Origin of the sequence: Robiginitalea myxolifaciens (assembly GCF_900115205.1) — a bacterium.
GTDB classification, from domain to species: Bacteria; Bacteroidota; Bacteroidia; order Flavobacteriales; family Flavobacteriaceae; genus Robiginitalea; species Robiginitalea myxolifaciens.
The window spans coordinates 412,211-431,823 of sequence record NZ_FOYQ01000001.1; the positions used below are offsets into that span (position 1 = coordinate 412,211).

The following is a 19,613-nucleotide window of genomic DNA, read 5'->3' on the forward strand; positions in this document are numbered from 1 at the left end:
CCATGGCAAAAGACAATAAATCCCCTCAAAATAAATCTAGATTCAGCTCCTGGTGGATCTACGGGCTTATACTGGTATTCCTGCTTGGATTCCAGTTTTTGGGCAACAGCAGCCTGTCTCCAAGTAGTAAGACCACTACTTCAGAGCTCCAGGAATTTCTGCGTAATGGCGATATCGATAAGATCTTGATCATTACCAATACCCGGCAAGCCAAAGTTTTCCTCACCGATGAGGCCTTGCGAAAAACGGTTCACGAAGACGTTGTAGACCAGCCTTTCTCCCTTTCCACTGGGAATGTTCCGCATTACGTCCTGGACTACGGAGATCTGCAGAATTTCGAGAACGACATCAAAAAAATCAAACAGGAAAACAACCTGGATACGGTAGTGGATTATACTACGGAATCCAGCCTGTTCAGCGATCTGCTCATAGGAATGCTTCCGTTTGTAATCATCATTGCCATCTGGATCTACCTGATGCGCAGGATGTCGGGAGGTGCAGGAGGCGGTGCAGGAGGCCAAATATTTAATATCGGCAAATCCAAAGCCAAGCTCTTTGATGAGAAAACCGATACCCGTACTTCATTTAAAGATGTCGCCGGGTTGGAAGGAGCTAAAGAAGAGGTAGAGGAAATTGTGGAGTTCCTCAAGAATCCGGATAAGTATACCTCCCTCGGAGGAAAGATTCCTAAAGGGGCACTGCTCGTAGGACCTCCCGGAACAGGAAAAACCCTTTTGGCCAAGGCGGTGGCTGGAGAAGCCAAAGTACCTTTCTTTTCACTGTCCGGTTCGGACTTTGTGGAAATGTTTGTAGGGGTTGGGGCTTCCCGGGTACGCGATTTGTTCAAGCAGGCGAAGGACAAGTCCCCTTCAATCATCTTCATCGATGAGATTGACGCCATTGGGCGGGCAAGGGGTAAAAACAACTTCACCGGATCTAACGACGAGCGTGAAAACACCCTGAACCAGCTCCTGACAGAAATGGACGGATTCGGGACCAATACCAATGTGATTGTACTGGCCGCGACAAACCGTGCCGATGTACTGGATAAAGCCCTGATGCGGGCCGGTCGATTTGACCGCCAGATCTATGTGGATCTGCCCGATATCCGCGAGCGTAAGGAAATCTTTGAGGTTCACCTGCGCCCAATCAAAACAGCCGAAACCCTGGACCTGGATTTCCTTGCACGACAAACTCCGGGATTCTCCGGGGCCGATATCGCCAACGTCTGTAACGAGGCGGCGCTTATTGCGGCGCGTAAGGAGAAGAAAGCGGTGAGCAAGCAGGATTTCCTCGATGCGGTAGATCGTATTGTCGGTGGTCTTGAAAAGAAAAACAAGATCATAACGCCGGAAGAGAAAAAGACCATTGCCTATCATGAGGCTGGCCACGCTACGGTAAGCTGGATGCTGGAGCACGCTGCTCCGCTGGTCAAGGTAACTATAGTCCCAAGGGGCCAGTCCCTGGGTGCTGCCTGGTATCTGCCGGAAGAACGACTGTTGGTGCGACCTGAGCAGATGAAGGACGAAATGTGTGCCACCCTGGGGGGAAGGGCTGCAGAGAAAGTCATCTTCAATAAGATATCGACAGGCGCCCTTTCCGATCTGGAAAAAGTGACCAAACAAGCCCGTGCGATGGTTACCATTTACGGCCTGAATGATACCATTGGAAACCTGACTTATTACGATTCTTCCGGACAGGACGCTTATGGCTTCAATAAACCGTACAGTGAAGACACGGCCCAGATTATTGACCGGGAAATATCCAAGATTATCGAGGAGCAATACGCCCGGGCCATCTCTGTACTAAAAGAGCACAAGGAAAAGCTTACGGAACTCGCCGAAAGACTTTTGGAGAAAGAAGTTATCTTTAAAGAAGACCTGGAAAAGATCTTTGGTAAGCGGCCTTTCGAAAGCCAGTTCGACACCCTGGGTCAGGAAACCCTTGAAAAGCCGGAAGAAGCCGCTTCTGAGGACTCAGAACAACCACTGGAACAAAAGAACTAATCCGCCAAGTATGGGATTTCTGGATTTTCTTTTTGGCGGGGGGAACAAAAAAAAGCGTTCCAAAGAAACCGTTCAAACACGAGGTGAGCACATGCCCGACCTCAAGATTCCAGTCGACGAAAAGTTTACCATACAGTTCAAGAAAAATGGCGGTAAGTTTATTTACTGCGATTCCCTCGACGAGGTCCATGAAGCCTTTGGAAACATCCTGAAAGAAAACCAGTGGGAATCCTTGGATTTCTATTGTTTGAACGATGCCCTGCGGGAGCGCTTTTCCTCCTTTGGCACCCGATTTACCGAAATGTTGTCCAAGGCCAACATACTTTTGACCACCTGCGAACACCTGGTTGCTCAAAACGGTTCCATCCTGGTCACTTCCAACCAAATTCGCGAAATCAAACTTACGGAGTTGCCCGACAACATTATTGTAATGGCCACAACCAGCCAGTTGATCGAGTCTATCGGGGAAGGTCTGAAGCTTATCAAGAAAAAATACAAAGGCCAGATCCCCACCAATATAACCACCCTTAAACACTTTCAGCCAACCCAGGAAAATGCGAAGGACTTCCTAACCTACGGAAGTAGCTCCAAGCATCTTTATTTGTTGCTGCTGGAGGATTTATAACCATGAGCGAAGTCCTCAGACGCCTTATAACGGGAGCGGTATACGTACTGCTCTTACTCTCGGCTATCTTTCTGAGTTCAGATGCCTTTGACTTCCTCTTTATGGTTTTTGGCCTCGCCTGCCTCTATGAGTTTAAGCGTTTGGTACGCCTGAGGGGCTATTATATTTTTATCGCTTACCTCACCCTGTGGTGGATATTTATTCACCTGACCCGAGAACCGCGATTAATCCAATTCCTCCTGCTGCTAACCCTAAGCGTCAACTTTGGACTGATTGTATTCCTGTTCGAAAAAAAGAAAAGGAGCTTTACCCACGTCCAGCAGTTTTTCATCGCCCTGTTTTACCTGGGTGGGGGATGTATTTTTTTAACAATGATCCCTTACAAAGACGATGTTTTTGCCAAATACCTCATCATGGGTATTTTTCTGATTATTTGGGCAAACGATTCTTTCGCGTACCTTGTGGGGAAATACCTTGGCAAACGGAAATTATTCCCCTCGGTTTCCCCGAAGAAAACCATAGAGGGAGCTGCCGGAGGACTTGTATTTGCACTGATTACTGCATACTTTCTGGGGCAGTGGGCCCCGGTGCTAAGATCCAGCGAATGGATGGCACTGGCCATAGTACTGGTGAGTACGGGTACCCTGGGGGACCTGATCGAATCCAAGTTCAAACGGATGTCCGGGGTTAAGGACAGTGGAGCCATACTTCCCGGTCACGGAGGCATGTTAGACCGACTGGACAGCCTGGTTTTCGCCGCTCCCTTTGCCTATTTGACCTTAATTGCACTGAGCTATGTTTCATAAGGAAGGACAAAAAATAATCCTGATTAGTTTTCTGCTTACCGCAGGGGTAGCCCTGGCCGCTCACTTCTATGTAGAAACGGAGTTGCTCCGGATTCTGCTTCAAGTTGCGGCTTTAATTTTCCTGGTGCTCATCCTGCAATTTTTCCGGAATCCCAGGCGGCTTGTAAATCCGGTTTTTGACCAAATCCTTTCCCCGGTAGATGGAAAGGTGGTGGTCATTGAAGAGGTCGAAGAAAAAGAGTATTTCAAAGATCGACGGCTACAGGTTTCCATTTTTATGTCTCCGATAAACGTACACGTAACCCGTTATCCGATTAGCGGGGTGGTTACGTATTCCAAATACCATCCGGGAAAATATCTCGTGGCCTGGCATCCGAAATCCAGCGAAGAGAATGAACGCACTACCGTGGTTATCCGCACTCCTAAATTCGGGGAAGTCATGTACCGGCAAATTGCAGGGGCACTGGCGCGAAGAATTGTAAACTACGCCGAGGAAGGCGATCAGGTAAATCAGGGAGAAGACGCCGGATTTATTAAATTTGGTTCTCGGGTAGATTTACTCTTGCCGCTGAATAGCCAAATCGCAGTTCAGTTGAAGCAAAAAGCAAAGGGGGCTAAAACCTGTATCGCTCACCTCCCCGATTCAATGGATGAAAGCTGAAGACCTGCATAGCGAATTTGAAAAAGCCGTGGCTCGGGTCAATAACTACCTCGAACCGCTTCCTGCCGATTTGCTCCTTAAGCTGTACGCCTACTACAAAATTGCCAACCGGAATTTTTCCAATCCCGGTAGTAAAACCCCTTTGATCAATGCTTTTAAGGCCAACGCCTTGATCCAGGCCCAGGAAATGAGCCAGGAGGAAGCGATGCGCGCCTATGTAGACCTGGTAACCCGGGAACTACCCAAGTAGGCTTATCGCGCGTAGAGATCGTTTGGATCGGCCTTGCTGAATTCCAGAATAAATGCTCCCAACTGCTCCTGTAATGCCTTGCGAATGGCGTCTCCTGTGGCAGCCGTAGCTTCGGAAGGATCCCCTACGCCAGTATCCACAGTAGCCTGAGACCATTTGCGTTCCATCCAGGCCCAATCCGAAGAAAAAGCTCCGATTTTCAATGGAAAGGACTCCCCGCTGCCCCAGTCTTCGCGACCGAGAACCAGTTCCGGACGAATACTCAACATGAGGCTGGTTTCAATAGCATCTGCGTGATCGCCTTTTGCAATGACATAGGCTTCACGGTCCAGGGCTTTAAACCAATTGGTCATACAGATGAGCATCTTCGGATAGCGCAAACCCAATTCGCGGAGTAAGGGTTTGAAGTTATTTCCCCCATGGCTATTGAACACGATTAGTTTATGCAACCCTTGTCGGTTAAGGGTTGCCGTTAAATCATCGAGGATGGCCAGTTGGGTGGAAGGGTTCAGATTCATATCGAGGTAGATATCGGACTGACCGGTATTTACCCCGTAGGGAATAGTAGGAAGAACAACTGCCTTTGCCCCGCGCTCCCAGGCATAAGCTGCAGCTTCTGCGGCGAGGGTGTCGGCCTCAAAATTATCCGTTCCATAAGGCAGGTGAAAGTTATGCGCTTCTGTGGCACCCCAGGGGAGAATAGCGACCTCGAAGCGATCGTCCTTTAAGGATTTCCAATTGTTCTCCGCCAGGATATAAGGTCTCATACTTAACTGGTTCTGACTGTGGATCCGCTCTGGGTAGGAAGCGCTTGCAACCGGCCAAAATACACACCACCAAGCAGGGAAATCAGGCAATAGGCCAGGCCAATTCCGAGGATGGATTCAAGCGGCTCCATTCCCCCTAACAAATGCCGGCCCCACAATAAGAGCCAGATTCCGAGTAACGCCCTTCCCGTTTCAATCCATACGCCATAGGGTGCGCCATCCATCAGGCTGGTATACCCGTAAACCGCAAGGGTTGCTAAGAGCCCCAGGGCCAGAAGACCTGGATTGCCCAGGGCGCCATAGTGATAAAACATAAAGATCAACAAGGCCAAAGTCGCCAGTAGTTGAAAGATCACATAATAGCGGAATAAGCGGGTGGAAGTGGTTCGGTATTTCTTGAAATCGTAAACATTTTCGATGGCAGTTCGCGGAAAACGCTCCACCACATCGGCAGGCCGCCACCCCGTTGGCATAAACCAAATCCTCATTTTATCCCACCAACTACGTGCATGCCAGGCATCCTGCAGGAGTCGCCACAGGTGCTGGAAATTAATGTACAAAGGATTCCAGGTCGCAGCAGGTTTGAGTACTCCGTATTGGGGAGGCTCTTCTTCGAGTTCCTCCTGAAAAGTCCCGAACATACGATCCCAGATACAGAGTATTTGCCCCAGGTTTTTATCGATGTAAATCGGGTTAATCGCATGGTGTACCCGATGCTGGGAAGGGGTGACAATTATATACTCCAACCAGCCGAGTTTCCCGATATGCTGGGTATGGTACCAAAACTGACCAAAAAGGTGGATGGGGGCAATAATCGCTATAACCTGTTCAGGCACCCCAAGCAGGGCAGCCGGGATCAGGAAAAGGGGGAAATATCCGATTACGTTGGAAATCGATTGCCGCAGGGCACAGGCCAGGTTGAATTCCTCACTGCTGTGGTGGATTACATGCTGGTTCCAGAAGATATTTACCCGATGACTGAGCCGGTGGTTCCAGTATCCCGCAAAATCAATAACCAAAAAGGCAGACAACCACACCAACCAGGTAGCCTTCAATTCTATTAAGGCCAGATTCTCCACTAAATAAGGGTAGCTCACCAGCACCAAAACCAGACCCAGGGAATCCTTGATTATATTGGTAAGGCCTGAACTAATACTGCTCACCGTATCCATTACGCGGTAGGTCTGCTTTCCGGTGAAATGACCGTAGCCCATCTCCAGCAGCATCAAGACCATGAAGAAGGGAATCGCGTATAAGAGTGCGGTGGCGTAAGCTTCCATTAGTTACAATCCTCGGCGTAATTATCTGTTTCGTCTTTGGTCCAGTTGGCCGGAATGGCCTGTAGTTGCACGGAACTTACCTGAACGCAGCTCAAAGGGTTCCCCTCGACGGCCAGGGTATTGAGGTCCGGAGCTCCGGAAACATCCAGACTGCTGATATTATTGTTGGCCAGCGTAAGGAGTTGAAATTCGGGATAAGCAGCAATATCCAGACTATTCATCTGATTGTTATCCAGTCCCAGTTTTTCGAAATCCGGATTAGTCCCGAGATTGATGGAGCTGATCTGATTATTCTCTGCCCAAACAAAAAGCAGATTGGTGTTGTTTCTTAGATCCAGGCTGCTCAGCGCATTGTTGCGAACCGACAAATTAACAAGGGCTTGAAAATCTGCAATACCCCCGAGGTTCTCAATCCCCAAACCATCCAGGTTAAGATCGGTTAAAAAATCAATCGCCCCGGTTCGCACAGAACCATCCAGCGCATCGTCAAATCCCTGGTCTATCAGGGCCTGCTCAAATGCCGGGTCGGTAATTGTTGTGCGCGCCACCTGCATTTCTGGTTCGTCATTGGACTCCGAGTCGGTGCTACACCCTGCCAGGACTGCCAAAAGCAGCACTTTGAACAGGTTTTTCCTTAAATACATGTTATAAAATTTAAAGCGGCAGGTTGTTAGCTTTGTGTGCTAAGTTACGGAAAAGCTCAGGCTTCTCTGGGAACGTGAAAAATAAATCCCTGCCCGTGAACATTCTCAATACGCAGGGCAGGGTCGTTTGCCAGGTATTTACGCAGGCGGGTAATGAATACGTTCAGGCTTTTGCGATTAAAGTAATCATTGCGCCCCCAGAGCTCTTTGAGGATGTCTTCGTGCCGGCTCAGCCGGTTTGGCCGCGCGGCCAGGAAACGCAAAAGTTCATTTTCCCGTTTGGTCAGGATTTGCTGTTCCCCTTTAAACTCAAGGCTTTGGTTTTGCGCATCGTAATTGTAGCCCCCAAGCGACATAACATCGCCTTGTGGCGAGGCTTGCGTACGGGTATCCAGACGCATTAACAGGGCTTCGATACGGACCACCAACTCTTCCTCGTCTATTGGCTTTTTTAAGTAATCCACTGCCCCAACTGCAAAGCCTTTGAGCACATCGATTTTCATGGAACGTGCGGTGAGGAAAAGGAAAGGTAAGCCCGGATGTTCCTTGTGGATTTTTTCGCCCAGGGTAAAGCCGTCCATCCCCGGCATCATCACATCGAGGATTACCAGGTCAAAAGCGCGCGCTTTGAGTAAGGGTAGAACTTCCTGTGAATCCTGTATCCAGCGAACTTCAAAGCCCTTCATCCCCAGGTATTCCTTCAGCAGGTAGCCGAGGGAGGCGTCATCTTCTACCAAAACAATATTATAGGGTTGCTCAGCCATGATCCGATAATCTTAAATGTACGGAAAATACAGTCCCTTCACCGGGAGTGCTTTCTACTGCTATACGCCCCCTGTGGCGCTGGACCACGGTCTTTACGTAGCTCAAACCAAGTCCATAGCCCCGTACTCCTTGAACATCGCCCTGAGGTGCCCGGTAGTATTTCTTAAAAATGCGCGCCTGCACGGTTTTAGGAATGCCCAGCCCCGAGTCGCGAACCTGAATTTCCAGTTCCTTACCGCTGACGGTTGCCCGCAGCGTTACCGGATTGCCTTCCCCGTATTTGCGGGCATTATCCAGGAGATTGCGCAACGCATTCTCCAAATGGAACTCCGATCCTTCGAACGGGAGGGGTTCCGAAGGAATTTCCCAAGTAAACGAAATATCTTCCAGGGAAACCTGGGAAGAAAATTCCCCGCAGACCCGTTCCAGCACGGGACGTATGTCCATGGACTTCAGGACCACAGGGGTTGCACCGCGTTCCAGACTTCCCAGTTCGAGTACCTTTTCGATATGGGTAGACAGGCGGGAGCTTTCCTCCAAAATCTTGTCGGTCAGGTGTTTCTGATCTTCCGGCTCCTGTTCCTTCAGAATTTTTGCTGCCAGGCGAATGGAGAATACCGGTGTGCGTAATTCGTGCGTCAGGTTATTGATGAATTCCTGGGTAGTGGTAATCGTGCGTTCTTGCCAATAGTAGGTACGAAGCCCCCAAATAACCGCCACAAATATCCCGATCAAAAACAGCAGTGTGGGCAGGGTAAGTCCGTTGAGCTGAGTGAGAAAATAGCGATTCAGGTCTTCGAATTGCAGCTGTAAAATAATGCGCTGACCCACGGTGTTGGGCAAATACCCTTCGACAACTATGGGATAGACAAAGCGGGAGGACTCTTCTTTATTTTGGGTTTCCGGGTTCAGGTAATAACTGCTGTCTCGAGTGATCAGCGCATAGCTGAAATCGGCATCGATTTCATTATCTACCAGTTTCTCGCGCAGGAAGTCCTCCAGAAAGAAACGGGAGGCATCGCCCATATGATCCAGTCCGGTATTGAAACGGGTGCTGTCCTGTTCCAACATGCCGGCAAGCAGATAGGTAAGTTGGTTGCGATTGTACAGACCCGCCCGGATATCGTCGCCGGCTGCAGCCACTTTGCGTGAGAACTGAACCCCGGCCAGATTCAGGCCAATACGCAGGTACTGATACTGTACAACAGCGAGTCCCGCCAGGGAAATGGCAAATAGCGCAATAAAGAGAACCCGCTTTTTCAAAACAATTAATCTTTCATTAATCCTTTTAACTCCGGACTAACCTTAACCACAGGAGTCTTAGATTATCTTTGAAGTGATCAAAGGTAGTATTTAGAAAGAAGATTTAGTTAATTCACAAGCGAGAGCGCCGGCATCCAGCCGGCGTTTTCGTTTGTGTACAAAAGGATTGCGCTTTTACTGCAGGTTCGCAAGGCTCTTCTCCAGTGTCTCGATCTTCGCTTCTGCGTCAGCTGCTTTCTTCCGTTCCAGGGCCACTACTTTTTCAGGCGCATTATTGACAAAACGCTCGTTGGCGAGTTTTTTCTGGACCGAGGCTAAAAACCCGCGTGTATAATCCAATTCTGCATTAATCTTGGCGAGCTCTTCGTCGAGGTTCACAGCACCCGAAGCCGGAATAAAGTATTCATTGCTCTTTACGCGAAAGCTAAAGGCACCCTCCGGCGGCTGAGTCACGTACTCAATAGACTCGAGGTTCCCCAGCTTGGTCAGCAATACATCCCAGGCAGGGGATACTTGTTCTTCATTGAGAACTTCAAGGCGGATGGTCTCCTTCATCGGGATTTGCTTCTCCTTGCGAATATTGCGAATTCCGGTAATGACTTCCCGGGCAAAATCAAAGCCTTTCAGCAGGGACTTATCCGGCGCTGCCTGCTCAGGCCAGGGGGAAATGATCAGGGCCGTACTGGCGTCCCGCTCACCCATGTGCTGCCAGATTTCCTCGCTGAGGAAAGGCATAAAAGGATGAAGCAATTTCAAATTCTTTTCAAAAAGCGCGATTACCTGATCCCTGGTTATGCGATCAATGGGTGATCCGTATGCGGGCTTTACCAGTTCCAGAAGCCAGGAACAGAAATCATCCCATATGAGCTTGTAGGTAGTCATAAGCGCATCTGAAATCCGGTACTTGGTAAAATGATCGTTAATGTCGGCCAGGGCTTCATTAAAACGAGCCTCATACCAGGACAAGGCCAGCCTTGCAGCCTCCGGCTGTGGGTTATCTGCCACTTCCCATCCTTTTACCAGGCGGAAAGCGTTCCATATTTTATTCGCAAAGTTTTTCCCTTGCTGGCACAGGGCCTCATCAAAGAGCAGGTCGTTTCCAGCTGCTGCGCTGAGTAAGAGCCCCACGCGAACCCCATCGGCGCCAAATTCTTCGATCAGGGCCAGAGCGTCGGGGGAATTCCCCAGCGACTTGGACATTTTCCGCCGCTGTTTATCGCGAACCAGACCCGTTAAGAATACGGTCGAAAATGGTTTTTCGCCCCGCAATTCATATCCGGCTACAATCATGCGTGCCACCCAGAAAAACAGGATGTCGGGACCGGTTACCAGATCCGTGGTCGGATAGTAATAGTTCACTTCCGGATTATCCGGTTCCAGGACACCTCCAAAAACACTGATAGGCCACAGCCAGGATGAGAACCAGGTATCCAGTACGTCTTCCTCCTGCCGCAAATCACCAGCCTTGAGATCTGATTTTCCGGGAAGTTGCTGCGCCTTTTCCAGGGCGGCTTCAGCGGTCTCAGCGACAACGAAGTCTTCTTTGCCTGGTCCGTAATAGTAGGCCGGGATGCGTTGCCCCCACCAGAGCTGGCGGCTGATATTCCAGTCGCGCACGTTTTCCATCCAGTGCCGGTAGGTATTTTCGAACCGGGATGGAACCAGTTGTACTTCGTCGGACTCCAGCACAGCCTTGATAGCTGGCTTGGCCAGGTCCTCCATTTTCAGGAACCACTGATCGGAAAGCCGGGGCTCGATTACCGCTCCGGTTCTTTCCGAAGTCCCCACATTGTTTGAATAGTCTTCCTGTTTGACCAATTGCCCCAGAGCCTTCAGATCTTTTACAACGGCCTTACGCGCCTCAAAGCGATCCATTCCCGCATACTTCAGACCAAATTCATTGAGGGTTGCATCCGGATTCAGGATATCGATAATCTCAAGATTGTGCTTTTGCCCCAGTACGTAGTCGTTCTCGTCATGGGCCGGGGTCACTTTCAGGCATCCTGTACCGAATTCCATAGTTACGTAAGGGTCGGGAATTACAGGTACCAGGCGATCTGCAAGGGGTACTCTTACTTGCTTGCCGTGGAATTCGAGGTAGCGTTCGTCTTCCGGGTGAACACAAACCGCCGTATCGCCCAGGATTGTCTCGGGGCGTGTCGTTGCGATTACCAACCGGGCATCCGTGCCTTCGACCGGATAGGCCACATGGTAGAGTTGCCCTTGCCGTTCTTCATAACGCACCTCCTCGTCGGACAAGGTGGTTTTGGCCTCGGGGTCCCAGTTTACCATGCGGTACCCGCGGTAGATCAACCCTTTCTCAAACAGCTGTACAAATATCCGGATTACGGAAGCCTCCATATCCGGATCCATGGTAAAGGCAGTGCGATCCCAGTCGCAGGAACAACCGAGTTTTTTTAATTGCTCCAGAATTACCCCTCCGTATTTGTGGGTCCATTCCCAGGCGTGTTCCAAGAAGGCTTCCCTCCCGATATCGGACTTGCTGATTCCCTCTTCCTTGAGCTTGGCAACCACCTTTGCCTCCGTAGCAATAGAGGCGTGATCAGTACCAGGCACCCAACAGGCATTTTTGCCCATCATCCGCGCTCGGCGCACCAAAACGTCCTGAAGTGTATTATTTAACATATGCCCCATATGTAGGACCCCCGTAACATTTGGCGGGGGAATTACGACAGTATAAGGCTCGCGATCGTCCGGTTCAGAATGAAAGTACCCCTGTTTCATCCAATAGTCATACCATTGACTTTCAGTATTTTGAGGCTCGTATTTCGCTGGCAGATCCATTTTTTGGTACGGTTTTTGTCTAAATATGCCGGACAATTAATAAAAAAGAGGGCCAAGGGAATTCCCAGGCCCGAAAACGTTCGAATTGCCCTGTTGGCAATACGAAACAAAAATAAGTAACGTTAATAGATAACAAAAGAATTTTGGATGTTCCTGAGTCAATGGCTACATTTGAGATTCACCCAAAACCTTCTACTATGAAAAAAGTTGCGCTGCTACTCTTTGTAGGTCTTTTTTCCCTGGCGGTAAGCGCCCAGGAAAAGACTGCCAAAATAGCGTTTAAGACTGAGACTGTGGATTATGGCGAGATCGCGAAGGGAAGCGATGGTGTTCGCGTTTTTGAGTTTACCAACACAGGGGATGCCCCACTGGTAATCTCCAAAGTGAGTTCCAGCTGCGGATGTACGATTCCGAAAAAGCCGGAAGCGCCAATCATGCCAGGAGAAACTGGTGAAATCCAGGTGAAGTACGACACCAAGCGTGTCGGACCAATCCGCAAAGCGATTACAGTAATATCCAATGCGGATACACCGACTAAAATCCTGAAAATTAAAGGTACTGTCATGGCCGACGGCACGCGATAAATGCTGCCATTGGGAGGCTTTACCCAAACTAAATAGAAAAACCCCGGCTTGGAGCCGGGGTTTTTAGTTTATATCAAGTCCTTCGTTATTTAAAAAGTGTTTTGAGCACAAAGGAGAAAACCAGATCGCTGTCGAAACGCTCAATATGCAATTTTACCCGTTTTCCTTCCTTTTCATTGATCATTTGTATCACTTCCTGAAGTTTGTAGCGGTGTACCGGTTTCCCATTTACCGCCAGGATAACGTCGCCTTCCCGGAGACCGACCTCATCGGCAGGGCTACCGGCTCGAATTGCCGAAACCACAATTTCGGGCACCAGGCTAAGTCTGGTGGTGTTCTGTAAAAGTATCTGTACGTTACCGAAATTCCCCTGATCTTCACGGACCACACCTCGGGAATCGGTGATCTTTTCAGCGATATAGCGCATTCCCGCGTGTTCCAGTTCCAGACCTGCCAGATTAAAATGGAACGGATCCATAAACCGGGCATTCCGGGTCAGGGTCAATTCCCCCGCCGGATAGTTGATGAACATATTAAAGCGTTTCAGGACGGCACCTCCCAGGGAACCGTTTCTGTCCTGTAAATCCTTTAGCGCATTAAAGGAGGCCATATCCGGAAAAGCGGCCTTCGCATCGGTTATCACGTGAGGTCCGAGGCGCAATTGGTCAATTTTTGTGCGTTTGCCATAGATTATACCGGATAAGCCGCGACCGAGGAATTCCTCGTAGTGCGTCTCCGGCACCTTCAGGCCTTCCTCCTGATCGGGAAATAGCCAAACAGCATCGCCGCTACCGGTATCCACAAGCAGCTTTACCTCAACTTCCTCCCCACCGTCGACAACAACCCCTGCTTCAACAAAAGCCTTGCTGCCTTGCAGCATTAAGGGCAGGGTAATTGCGGAACGGGGCATCTTCCCGTCAAAATCATCGGGGTTATGAAAACGCAGGAAGGTTCGACCGTAATTCAATTCCACTATATGGTCCCGAAATAGATCATACCCGATAATACCGTGGACATTGATCCCCAGGGCCGGGGAAAAATTCATACTGCGGTCTAACACTACATAGACTTCTTGATACGGGTTCTTTAAGCCAGCGATTTCAAATACGTTTCCGGTAGATCTAAGGGCTTCGATAGGATCCCCTTCGCCCAATCCCTGCAAACTTATCTTACTAACGTTGTTCAGGGCTACGGAATCCTGATCGGTAAGGTTAAACAAAATGGGCTTTTTGACCCCGGAATCCAGGATAAACCGCAAGGGTGTGCCATTTACCTCCAGGGGGATAACAATGAGGTTATTGACCAGTTCAAAGTGGATTTTAGGACTCTTTTCCTTTCCATGATTAAATGCAAAACCCTGGCTTACAGCAGGTAAACTGATGCAAAGCAGCAAGCTAAGGAGCAGATATCTCAGCAGCGATTTGGCCATAAAATCATTGGATTTCTCATCAAATTAGTCATTTTCCGCGAAATTCTGTTCAATTTTAACACCCTGTAAAGAGTAGTTGTGCGATACGCGCTTATTTCTCATTTTTGCGGGGTAAACCTGCGCTCATGCCTCTTCTCTCAGAAAAGGGCCGTAAAATGCCCGCCTCCCCGATACGAAAGCTCGTCCCGTATGCCGAAGCAGCAAAGGCTCGCGGGATAGAAGTCATCCACTTAAATATTGGCCAACCCGATATAAAAAGCCCGCCACAGGCCCTTCAGGCTGTTCGGGATGCAGACATTGAGGTACTGGAATACGGGCGGAGCGAAGGAAGTGACCGTTATCGTCAAAAGCTGGCCGAATACTACGGGCGGCACGAGATCCAGATCAGCAAGGAAGATATTCTGGTGACCACAGGAGGTTCAGAAGCCCTGGCCTTTGTGCTGGGTTGTATTGCTGATCCTGGGGACGAGATCATTATCCCCGAGCCGTTCTATGCCAATTACAACGGCTTCGCAACGGCAAATGGGGTTACGGTAAAACCGGTTGTCTCTACCCTGGCTGCAAACTTTGCCCTTCCCCCTATCGATGCCTTCGAATCCTGTATAACCCCTCAAACCCGCGCCATTCTCCTGTGTAATCCCGGTAACCCTACCGGATACCTCTACACCGCCGAAGAGGTTGCCAAACTGGCCGAACTCGTTCGCAAACACAATCTTTTCCTGGTGGCCGACGAGGTTTACCGCGAATTTGCCTACGACGGCAAGCAACACCACTCCATCCTCTCCCAACCCAATCTGGACGAGCATGCTATTGTGGTAGACTCCGTTTCCAAGCGATACAGCATGTGTGGGGCGCGTATCGGATGCATCATTAGCCGCAACAAGGAGGTCATGCAGGCAGCCCTTAGATTTGCTCAGGCTCGCCTGGCTCCCCCAACGCTGGCCATGATTGCCAGTGAGGCCGCCCTGGATACCCCTCAGTCTTACTTTGATGACGTCATTCAGGAATACTCTGAGCGGCGGAACTTACTACTCGCTGAACTGGAATCTATCCCGGACGTGCGGGTAGCCCATCCCCAGGGAGCTTTCTATTGCATTGTGGAACTTCCACTTTCCAACGCGGAACACTTTGCGCAGTGGCTTCTCGAATCCTTTGAGCTGGATGGCAGCACCGTAATGGTAGCGCCGGCAGCAGGTTTCTATGCAAGTCCCGGACTTGGCTTGCGGCAAATCCGTATCGCCTATGTGCTGGAACAGGATAAACTCCGCCAGGCGGTACGAATCCTGAAGGAAGCCCTGAAAATTTACCCGGACAATGCGCATTGAACACAACATCTCGCTACGTCCCTACAACACCTTTGGGATTGAAGCGACTGCGAGTCATTTTGTCCCGGTCCGGGAATTGCAGACCCTGAAATGGGCACTGGGCAGAAAAGACCTTCCGCCTCCCTTTATATTAAGCGGTGGGAGCAATATCCTGCTCGGCGGTGACCTCAATGCGCTAGTCCTCTATATAGATAATAAAGGCAAGCAGGTGGTCTGGGAGAGTGAGGACCGCGTTCGTCTGGAAGTTGCCGGGGGGGAGTCCTGGCACGGTTTGGTCCTGTGGTGCCTGGAGCAAGGCTATGGAGGACTGGAAAACCTCTCGCTTATCCCGGGCAAAGTGGGGACGGCGCCGATCCAGAATATTGGGGCCTACGGAGTGGAACTCAAAGATGTTTTCCACAGTTGCCAGGCGGTGGCCCTGGAAGATGGAAGCCTGCGGGAATTCGACAAATCGGCCTGTGCTTTTGGTTATCGCGATTCTATTTTTAAACAGGAAGCCAAGGGGAAATACGTGATCTGGTCCGTTACCCTGGAACTCACCAAGAGAAACCACCAGTTAAACACAGATTACGGGGCTATTACCCAGGAATTAAGCACTCAAAATGTTCATGACCCCGGTCCCCGTGAAATTTCGGACGCCGTAATCGCCATTCGCCGGCGTAAACTTCCCGATCCGGCCGAAATAGGCAATAGCGGCAGCTTCTTTAAAAATCCGGTGGTAAATGGGGACAAATATGCCGAACTACAGGGACGGTATCCGGAAATCCCCGGATACCCTCAAAACGATGGTACCACCAAAGTACCTGCCGGTTGGCTGATCGAAAAACTGGGGTTCAAAGGAATCCGAAGAGGGGATGCAGGCGTACATAAAAATCAGGCCCTTGTCCTGGTCAACTACGGGGAAGCTTCCGGGGAGGAAGTCTATGCCCTTGCCATGGAAATTCAGGCAGCCGTACGGAAGGAATTCGGCATTTTACTTACGCCGGAGGTAAATATCATAAAATAACCCCTGAAACCTTAGGTAACAGGGGTTATACCAAACCAAACTAACCAAAACACGATACATAGTAGTTCCTATGCATCGAACTAACTATTGGAAAACGCTAGATTAAAATTTATAACTTAGCGTTTCTCTATATACGGATCGCGTTGCCCATTCGGATCATTTGTCTTCGGATTTTTTTTAAAGTCCTCCCCAAAGCATGAGCACACTACTGGAAAAGCACATCGTAGAACTCCTCCAAGAGGGGGATCAAAAGGCTATTTCGCTCCTCTATCAGCACTATGGGGATACCTTATACGGGGTTGCGCTCAAAGTGGTCCAGAATGAGGAAATCGCGCAAGATGTAGTCCAGGAAAGCTTCATAAAAATCTGGAAGAAGGCACATACTTACGATCCGGCCAAAGCCAAATTGTTTACCTGGCTTTTTCGGATTACACGTAATGCCGCCATCGACAAAGTCCGCAGTATCGGCACAAAACGGGATAAGGAAATCCAAATTGACGTTTCTGACGTATATACAATAGGTGTGGAAGGGTTAAGTCCCGAGTTGATGGACATGCAGAAGCAACTCGACAAGATTGACCCCAAATATCGGGAAGTCCTTGATGCCCTGTTTTTTCAGGGAATGACCCACCAGGAAGCCAGTGAAGAACTGGATATTCCCCTCGGCACCATTAAGTCCCGGCTAAAAATCGGGCTGCGGGAGTTGCGCAAGATTTACGACCCCGCTTTTGTTGGAATAATCACCCTAATACTGGGATTATGAAAGAGAAAATACAAGAATTCTTAGCTACCGACCTGCTGGAGCGTTATCTGATGGATAATGTCACCGAGTTGGAAAGCGCCCGGGTAGAACGCTATATCGCCATGTACCCGGATGTGCGCAAAGAATATTTGGAGTTACAGGAAAACCTGGAAACCTACGCCCGCCTTTACGCTGTGAAAAGCCCTGAAGGCTTGCGGGAGCGAATCATGCATCGCGTGGCTCGCGAACGGGCGGGACGCAGGAAGTTTATCAATTACTCCATTGCCGCCAGTGTAGCCGCGTTATTCATGGCAGGTGCGTCGTTCTTCTTCTGGAATCAAAATCAAAACCTGCAGCAGGAAAACGCACTGGTCAATAACAAGATCCAGGTTCTGGAAGCCGACATGAAGGAACAATTAGAAGATGTTCGCAACCAGTTTATTGTCCTGAACAACCCGGGCACGCGCAAGTTTATGGTAAATGGCAACCGCAAGGCTCGGGAATTAAAGGCCATCGCCTATGTAAACCCGGTCAAGAAGCTTTCCTACATCAATGTTCGCAACCTGCCTAACCTTCCCGAAGATCAGGATTATCAGATGTGGGCAGAGGTAAACGGAGAAATGGTTAACCTCGGAGTTCTGGGCCAAATCAGCGATAAGGATAAACTCATGGCACTCCCCTATGGAGATAAAGGAATTAGCTATATAACCATTGAGCCCAAAGGGGGCAATACCACGCCCTCGGTTCAAAATATCGTAGCCGATTTTTCGTACTAGAAGGGCAAAAAACCCGATTGACTGATGAATGCATTAAAGCCCCTTATGTAGGGGCTTTTTTGTATCTTTGCACAAAGTTCAATCGATGAAACTCATCCTTTTAACCATAGGTCTCATGGCCCTGGCTGTCGCCGGGATCGCCATTAAAATTTGGGCTCGTAAAAACGGCGAATTCGCTGGAACCTGCGCCAGTCAAAATCCCTATCTCAACAAAGATGGAGAGGCATGTGGACTTTGTGGCAAATTACCGGCCGAACAGGAGTGCCGCCAGGAACTCCAGGCCTGAATCACCCCCTAATTCTTGGATCAGGATAACATACAATCCATTATTGAAAAAGCGAAAGCTGGGAACCAGGTGGCATACAGCCAGCTCCTGGATCGCTATTGGAATGAATTGTACCACTTTCAGCTGGGGCGGACCCAGCAGGAAAGCGATGCCGAAGACATTGCTATTCAGACCTTTGCCAAAGCCTTTGACAAGATCCACACCTATGATCCGAAATTTGCTTTCAACACCTGGTTATTGACCATCTCTAAAAACCTCCATGTGGACCTGCTGCGCAAAAAGCACCGCAACGTCCTGGAGCAACGGGGAAATAGTTTTTCAGAAGCCATGAAGAAAATCCTGGACGAATCCCCTTCGGCTGAGGATCAATTAATCCTCGAGCAGAATTTGGAGACGCTCCTGGCATATATAAAACAACTAAAGCCCCGTTACCGTGAGGTGATTGACCTGCGCTATTTCCGGGAAATGACCTACGCAGAAATCGCGGAACAACTCGGGGAACCCATTGGCAATGTGAAAGTAAAATTGCTTCGGGCCCGAAAACTGCTGGCAGGCCTGATTCAGCAGGACCCTTCAGCTTCCTGAGATAACCCGGTCACAGCTGGGCTTACCGGGGTATTTTTAACCCCAGCCCACCGGGTACTAAACTGCTTACTTCCCCCTTAAATAGTTCGTATATTTGTCTAAAATTTACGCTATGAGCGACACTGCTGTCGAATCCATTCAACCTCCAAAAGGCAAACCAAAATGGCTGCGGGTAAAATTGCCCACAGGCAAAAAATATACCCAACTCCGCCGTTTGGTGGACACCTACGACCTGCATACGATCTGTACTTCGGGAAGCTGTCCGAATATGGGCGAGTGTTGGGGAGAAGGAACGGCAACCTTCATGATCCTTGGGAATGTATGTACCCGTTCCTGTGGTTTTTGTGGGGTAAAAACAGGACGTCCCTCAGCTGTAGACTGGGCAGAACCTGAGAAAGTAGCCCGATCCATTAAAATTATGGGGATACGTCATGCCGTCGTTACTTCGGTAGACCGGGACGACCTGAAGGATATGGGTTCTATTATCTGGGCGGAAACCGTCAAAGCCATTCGACGCATGAATCCGGAGACTACCCTGGAAACACTAATACCTGATTTTCAAGGTATCGAATCCCACTTGGACCGGATTCTTGAAGTGGCCCCTGAAGTGATCTCACATAACATGGAGACTGTACGCCGCCTTACCCGTGAAGTTCGTATTCAGGCCAAATACGATCGAAGTCTCGGGGTACTGCGTTACCTCAAAGAAAATGGAGCACACCGGACCAAATCGGGCATTATGCTGGGTCTAGGAGAACAGGAAGCGGAAGTGATTCAAACCATGGAGGACCTGCGCGAGGCTGGCGTAGATGTCGTGACTATCGGGCAGTACCTGCAACCCTCCAAGAAGCACTTACCGGTAAAAGAGTTTATTACCCCGGAACAGTTCGATGCCTATCGGGAAATTGGTCTGGAGCTCGGCTTCCGCCATGTGGAAAGTGGAGCCTTGGTCCGCTCTTCCTACAAGGCGCATAAGCACATTGAATAACCTTTTAGATCGGCGCTACC

20 protein-coding genes are annotated in these 19,613 nt (G+C 49.6%); 13 read left to right on the top strand and 7 right to left on the bottom strand.

Going from position 1 to position 19,613, the window contains the following annotated elements:
- The first annotated feature begins 2 nt into the window (after nt 1-2).
- The 5 genes from ftsH to BM318_RS01815 are packed head-to-tail and all read left to right on the top strand — an operon-like array spanning nt 3 to nt 4,348.
- Nucleotides 3-2,006, top strand: a complete 2,004-nt coding sequence (gene ftsH / locus BM318_RS01795) for an ATP-dependent zinc metalloprotease FtsH (protein WP_092980197.1) — start codon at nt 3-5, stop codon at nt 2,004-2,006.
- Nucleotides 2,007-2,016: 10 nt separating this feature from the next.
- Nucleotides 2,017-2,631 (top strand): LUD domain-containing protein, encoded by a 615-nt coding sequence (locus BM318_RS01800; RefSeq protein WP_092980198.1) that lies wholly within the window; start codon nt 2,017-2,019, stop codon nt 2,629-2,631.
- A 2-nt stretch (nt 2,632-2,633) separates the two neighbouring features.
- On the top strand, nt 2,634-3,437 hold the full coding sequence (locus BM318_RS01805) for a phosphatidate cytidylyltransferase (protein WP_092980199.1): 804 nt from the start codon (nt 2,634-2,636) through the stop codon (nt 3,435-3,437).
- Entirely contained in the window at nt 3,427-4,098 is a 672-nt protein-coding gene (locus tag BM318_RS01810) for a phosphatidylserine decarboxylase family protein (RefSeq protein WP_092980200.1), read from the top strand. Before BM318_RS01805 ends, BM318_RS01810 begins: the two co-directional genes overlap by 11 nt.
- A complete protein-coding gene (locus BM318_RS01815; protein WP_092980202.1) occupies nt 4,088-4,348 on the top strand; it encodes an acyl-CoA-binding protein in 261 nt (86 codons plus the stop codon). The genes BM318_RS01810 and BM318_RS01815 overlap by 11 nt, the downstream gene beginning before the upstream one ends.
- Before the next feature lie 2 nt (nt 4,349-4,350).
- Here the strand turns inward: BM318_RS01815 and BM318_RS01820 are convergent, their stop codons facing one another.
- The 6 genes from BM318_RS01820 to BM318_RS01845 form a co-directional block, all read right to left on the bottom strand.
- On the bottom strand, nt 4,351-5,115 hold the full coding sequence (locus BM318_RS01820; RefSeq protein WP_092980204.1) for a creatininase family protein: 765 nt from the start codon (nt 5,113-5,115) through the stop codon (nt 4,351-4,353).
- Between the two features lie 2 nt (nt 5,116-5,117).
- A complete protein-coding gene (locus BM318_RS01825; protein ID WP_092980206.1) occupies nt 5,118-6,395 on the bottom strand; it encodes a sterol desaturase family protein in 1,278 nt (425 codons plus the stop codon).
- The gene (locus tag BM318_RS01830; protein ID WP_092980208.1) at nt 6,395-7,039 is read right to left on the bottom strand and encodes a leucine-rich repeat domain-containing protein; all 645 of its coding nucleotides are present in this window, start codon (nt 7,037-7,039) and stop codon (nt 6,395-6,397) included. Before BM318_RS01830 ends, BM318_RS01825 begins: the two co-directional genes overlap by 1 nt.
- Before the next feature lie 56 nt (nt 7,040-7,095).
- Entirely contained in the window at nt 7,096-7,803 is a 708-nt protein-coding gene (locus tag BM318_RS01835) for a response regulator transcription factor (RefSeq protein ID WP_092980209.1), read from the bottom strand.
- On the bottom strand, nt 7,796-9,067 hold the full coding sequence (locus tag BM318_RS01840) for a sensor histidine kinase (protein ID WP_092980210.1): 1,272 nt from the start codon (nt 9,065-9,067) through the stop codon (nt 7,796-7,798). The genes BM318_RS01835 and BM318_RS01840 overlap by 8 nt, the downstream gene beginning before the upstream one ends.
- 174 nt (nt 9,068-9,241) lie before the next feature.
- Nucleotides 9,242-11,872 carry a valine--tRNA ligase gene (locus BM318_RS01845; protein WP_092980211.1) on the bottom strand — a complete coding sequence of 877 codons (2,631 nt, stop codon included), beginning with the start codon at nt 11,870-11,872 and terminating at the stop codon, nt 9,242-9,244.
- Nucleotides 11,873-12,069: 197 nt separating this feature from the next.
- Here BM318_RS01845 and BM318_RS01850 point away from each other — a divergent pair, with 197 nt between their 5' ends.
- A complete protein-coding gene (locus BM318_RS01850; RefSeq protein ID WP_092980213.1) occupies nt 12,070-12,456 on the top strand; it encodes a DUF1573 domain-containing protein in 387 nt (128 codons plus the stop codon).
- Nucleotides 12,457-12,541: 85 nt separating this feature from the next.
- On the opposite strand, the gene BM318_RS01855 is transcribed toward BM318_RS01850, so the two are convergent.
- Nucleotides 12,542-13,885: a PDZ domain-containing protein gene (locus BM318_RS01855; RefSeq protein ID WP_092980214.1), complete on the bottom strand. Its 1,344-nt coding sequence runs from the start codon at nt 13,883-13,885 to the stop codon at nt 12,542-12,544.
- A gap of 125 nt (nt 13,886-14,010) precedes the next feature.
- Here BM318_RS01855 and BM318_RS01860 point away from each other — a divergent pair, with 125 nt between their 5' ends.
- From BM318_RS01860 to lipA, 7 genes are all read left to right on the top strand, one after another.
- Nucleotides 14,011-15,210 (top strand): pyridoxal phosphate-dependent aminotransferase, encoded by a 1,200-nt coding sequence (locus tag BM318_RS01860; protein ID WP_092980215.1) that lies wholly within the window; start codon nt 14,011-14,013, stop codon nt 15,208-15,210.
- A complete protein-coding gene (gene murB, locus BM318_RS01865; protein WP_092980216.1) occupies nt 15,200-16,216 on the top strand; it encodes a UDP-N-acetylmuramate dehydrogenase in 1,017 nt (338 codons plus the stop codon). The genes BM318_RS01860 and murB overlap by 11 nt, the downstream gene beginning before the upstream one ends.
- 196 nt (nt 16,217-16,412) lie before the next feature.
- Entirely contained in the window at nt 16,413-16,979 is a 567-nt protein-coding gene (locus BM318_RS01870; protein ID WP_092980218.1) for an RNA polymerase sigma factor, read from the top strand.
- On the top strand, nt 16,976-17,734 hold the full coding sequence (locus BM318_RS01875; protein ID WP_092980219.1) for an anti-sigma factor: 759 nt from the start codon (nt 16,976-16,978) through the stop codon (nt 17,732-17,734). Before BM318_RS01870 ends, BM318_RS01875 begins: the two co-directional genes overlap by 4 nt.
- Nucleotides 17,735-17,819: 85 nt before the next feature.
- Nucleotides 17,820-18,020: a membrane or secreted protein gene (locus tag BM318_RS01880; RefSeq protein WP_092980221.1), complete on the top strand. Its 201-nt coding sequence runs from the start codon at nt 17,820-17,822 to the stop codon at nt 18,018-18,020.
- Between the two features lie 15 nt (nt 18,021-18,035).
- Complete coding sequence (locus BM318_RS01885) at nt 18,036-18,605, top strand: RNA polymerase sigma factor (protein WP_092980222.1); 570 nt, start codon at nt 18,036-18,038, stop codon at nt 18,603-18,605.
- Nucleotides 18,606-18,717: 112 nt separating this feature from the next.
- Complete coding sequence (gene lipA / locus BM318_RS01890; protein ID WP_092980223.1) at nt 18,718-19,593, top strand: lipoyl synthase; 876 nt, start codon at nt 18,718-18,720, stop codon at nt 19,591-19,593.
- The last annotated feature ends 20 nt before the right edge of the window (nt 19,594-19,613 follow it).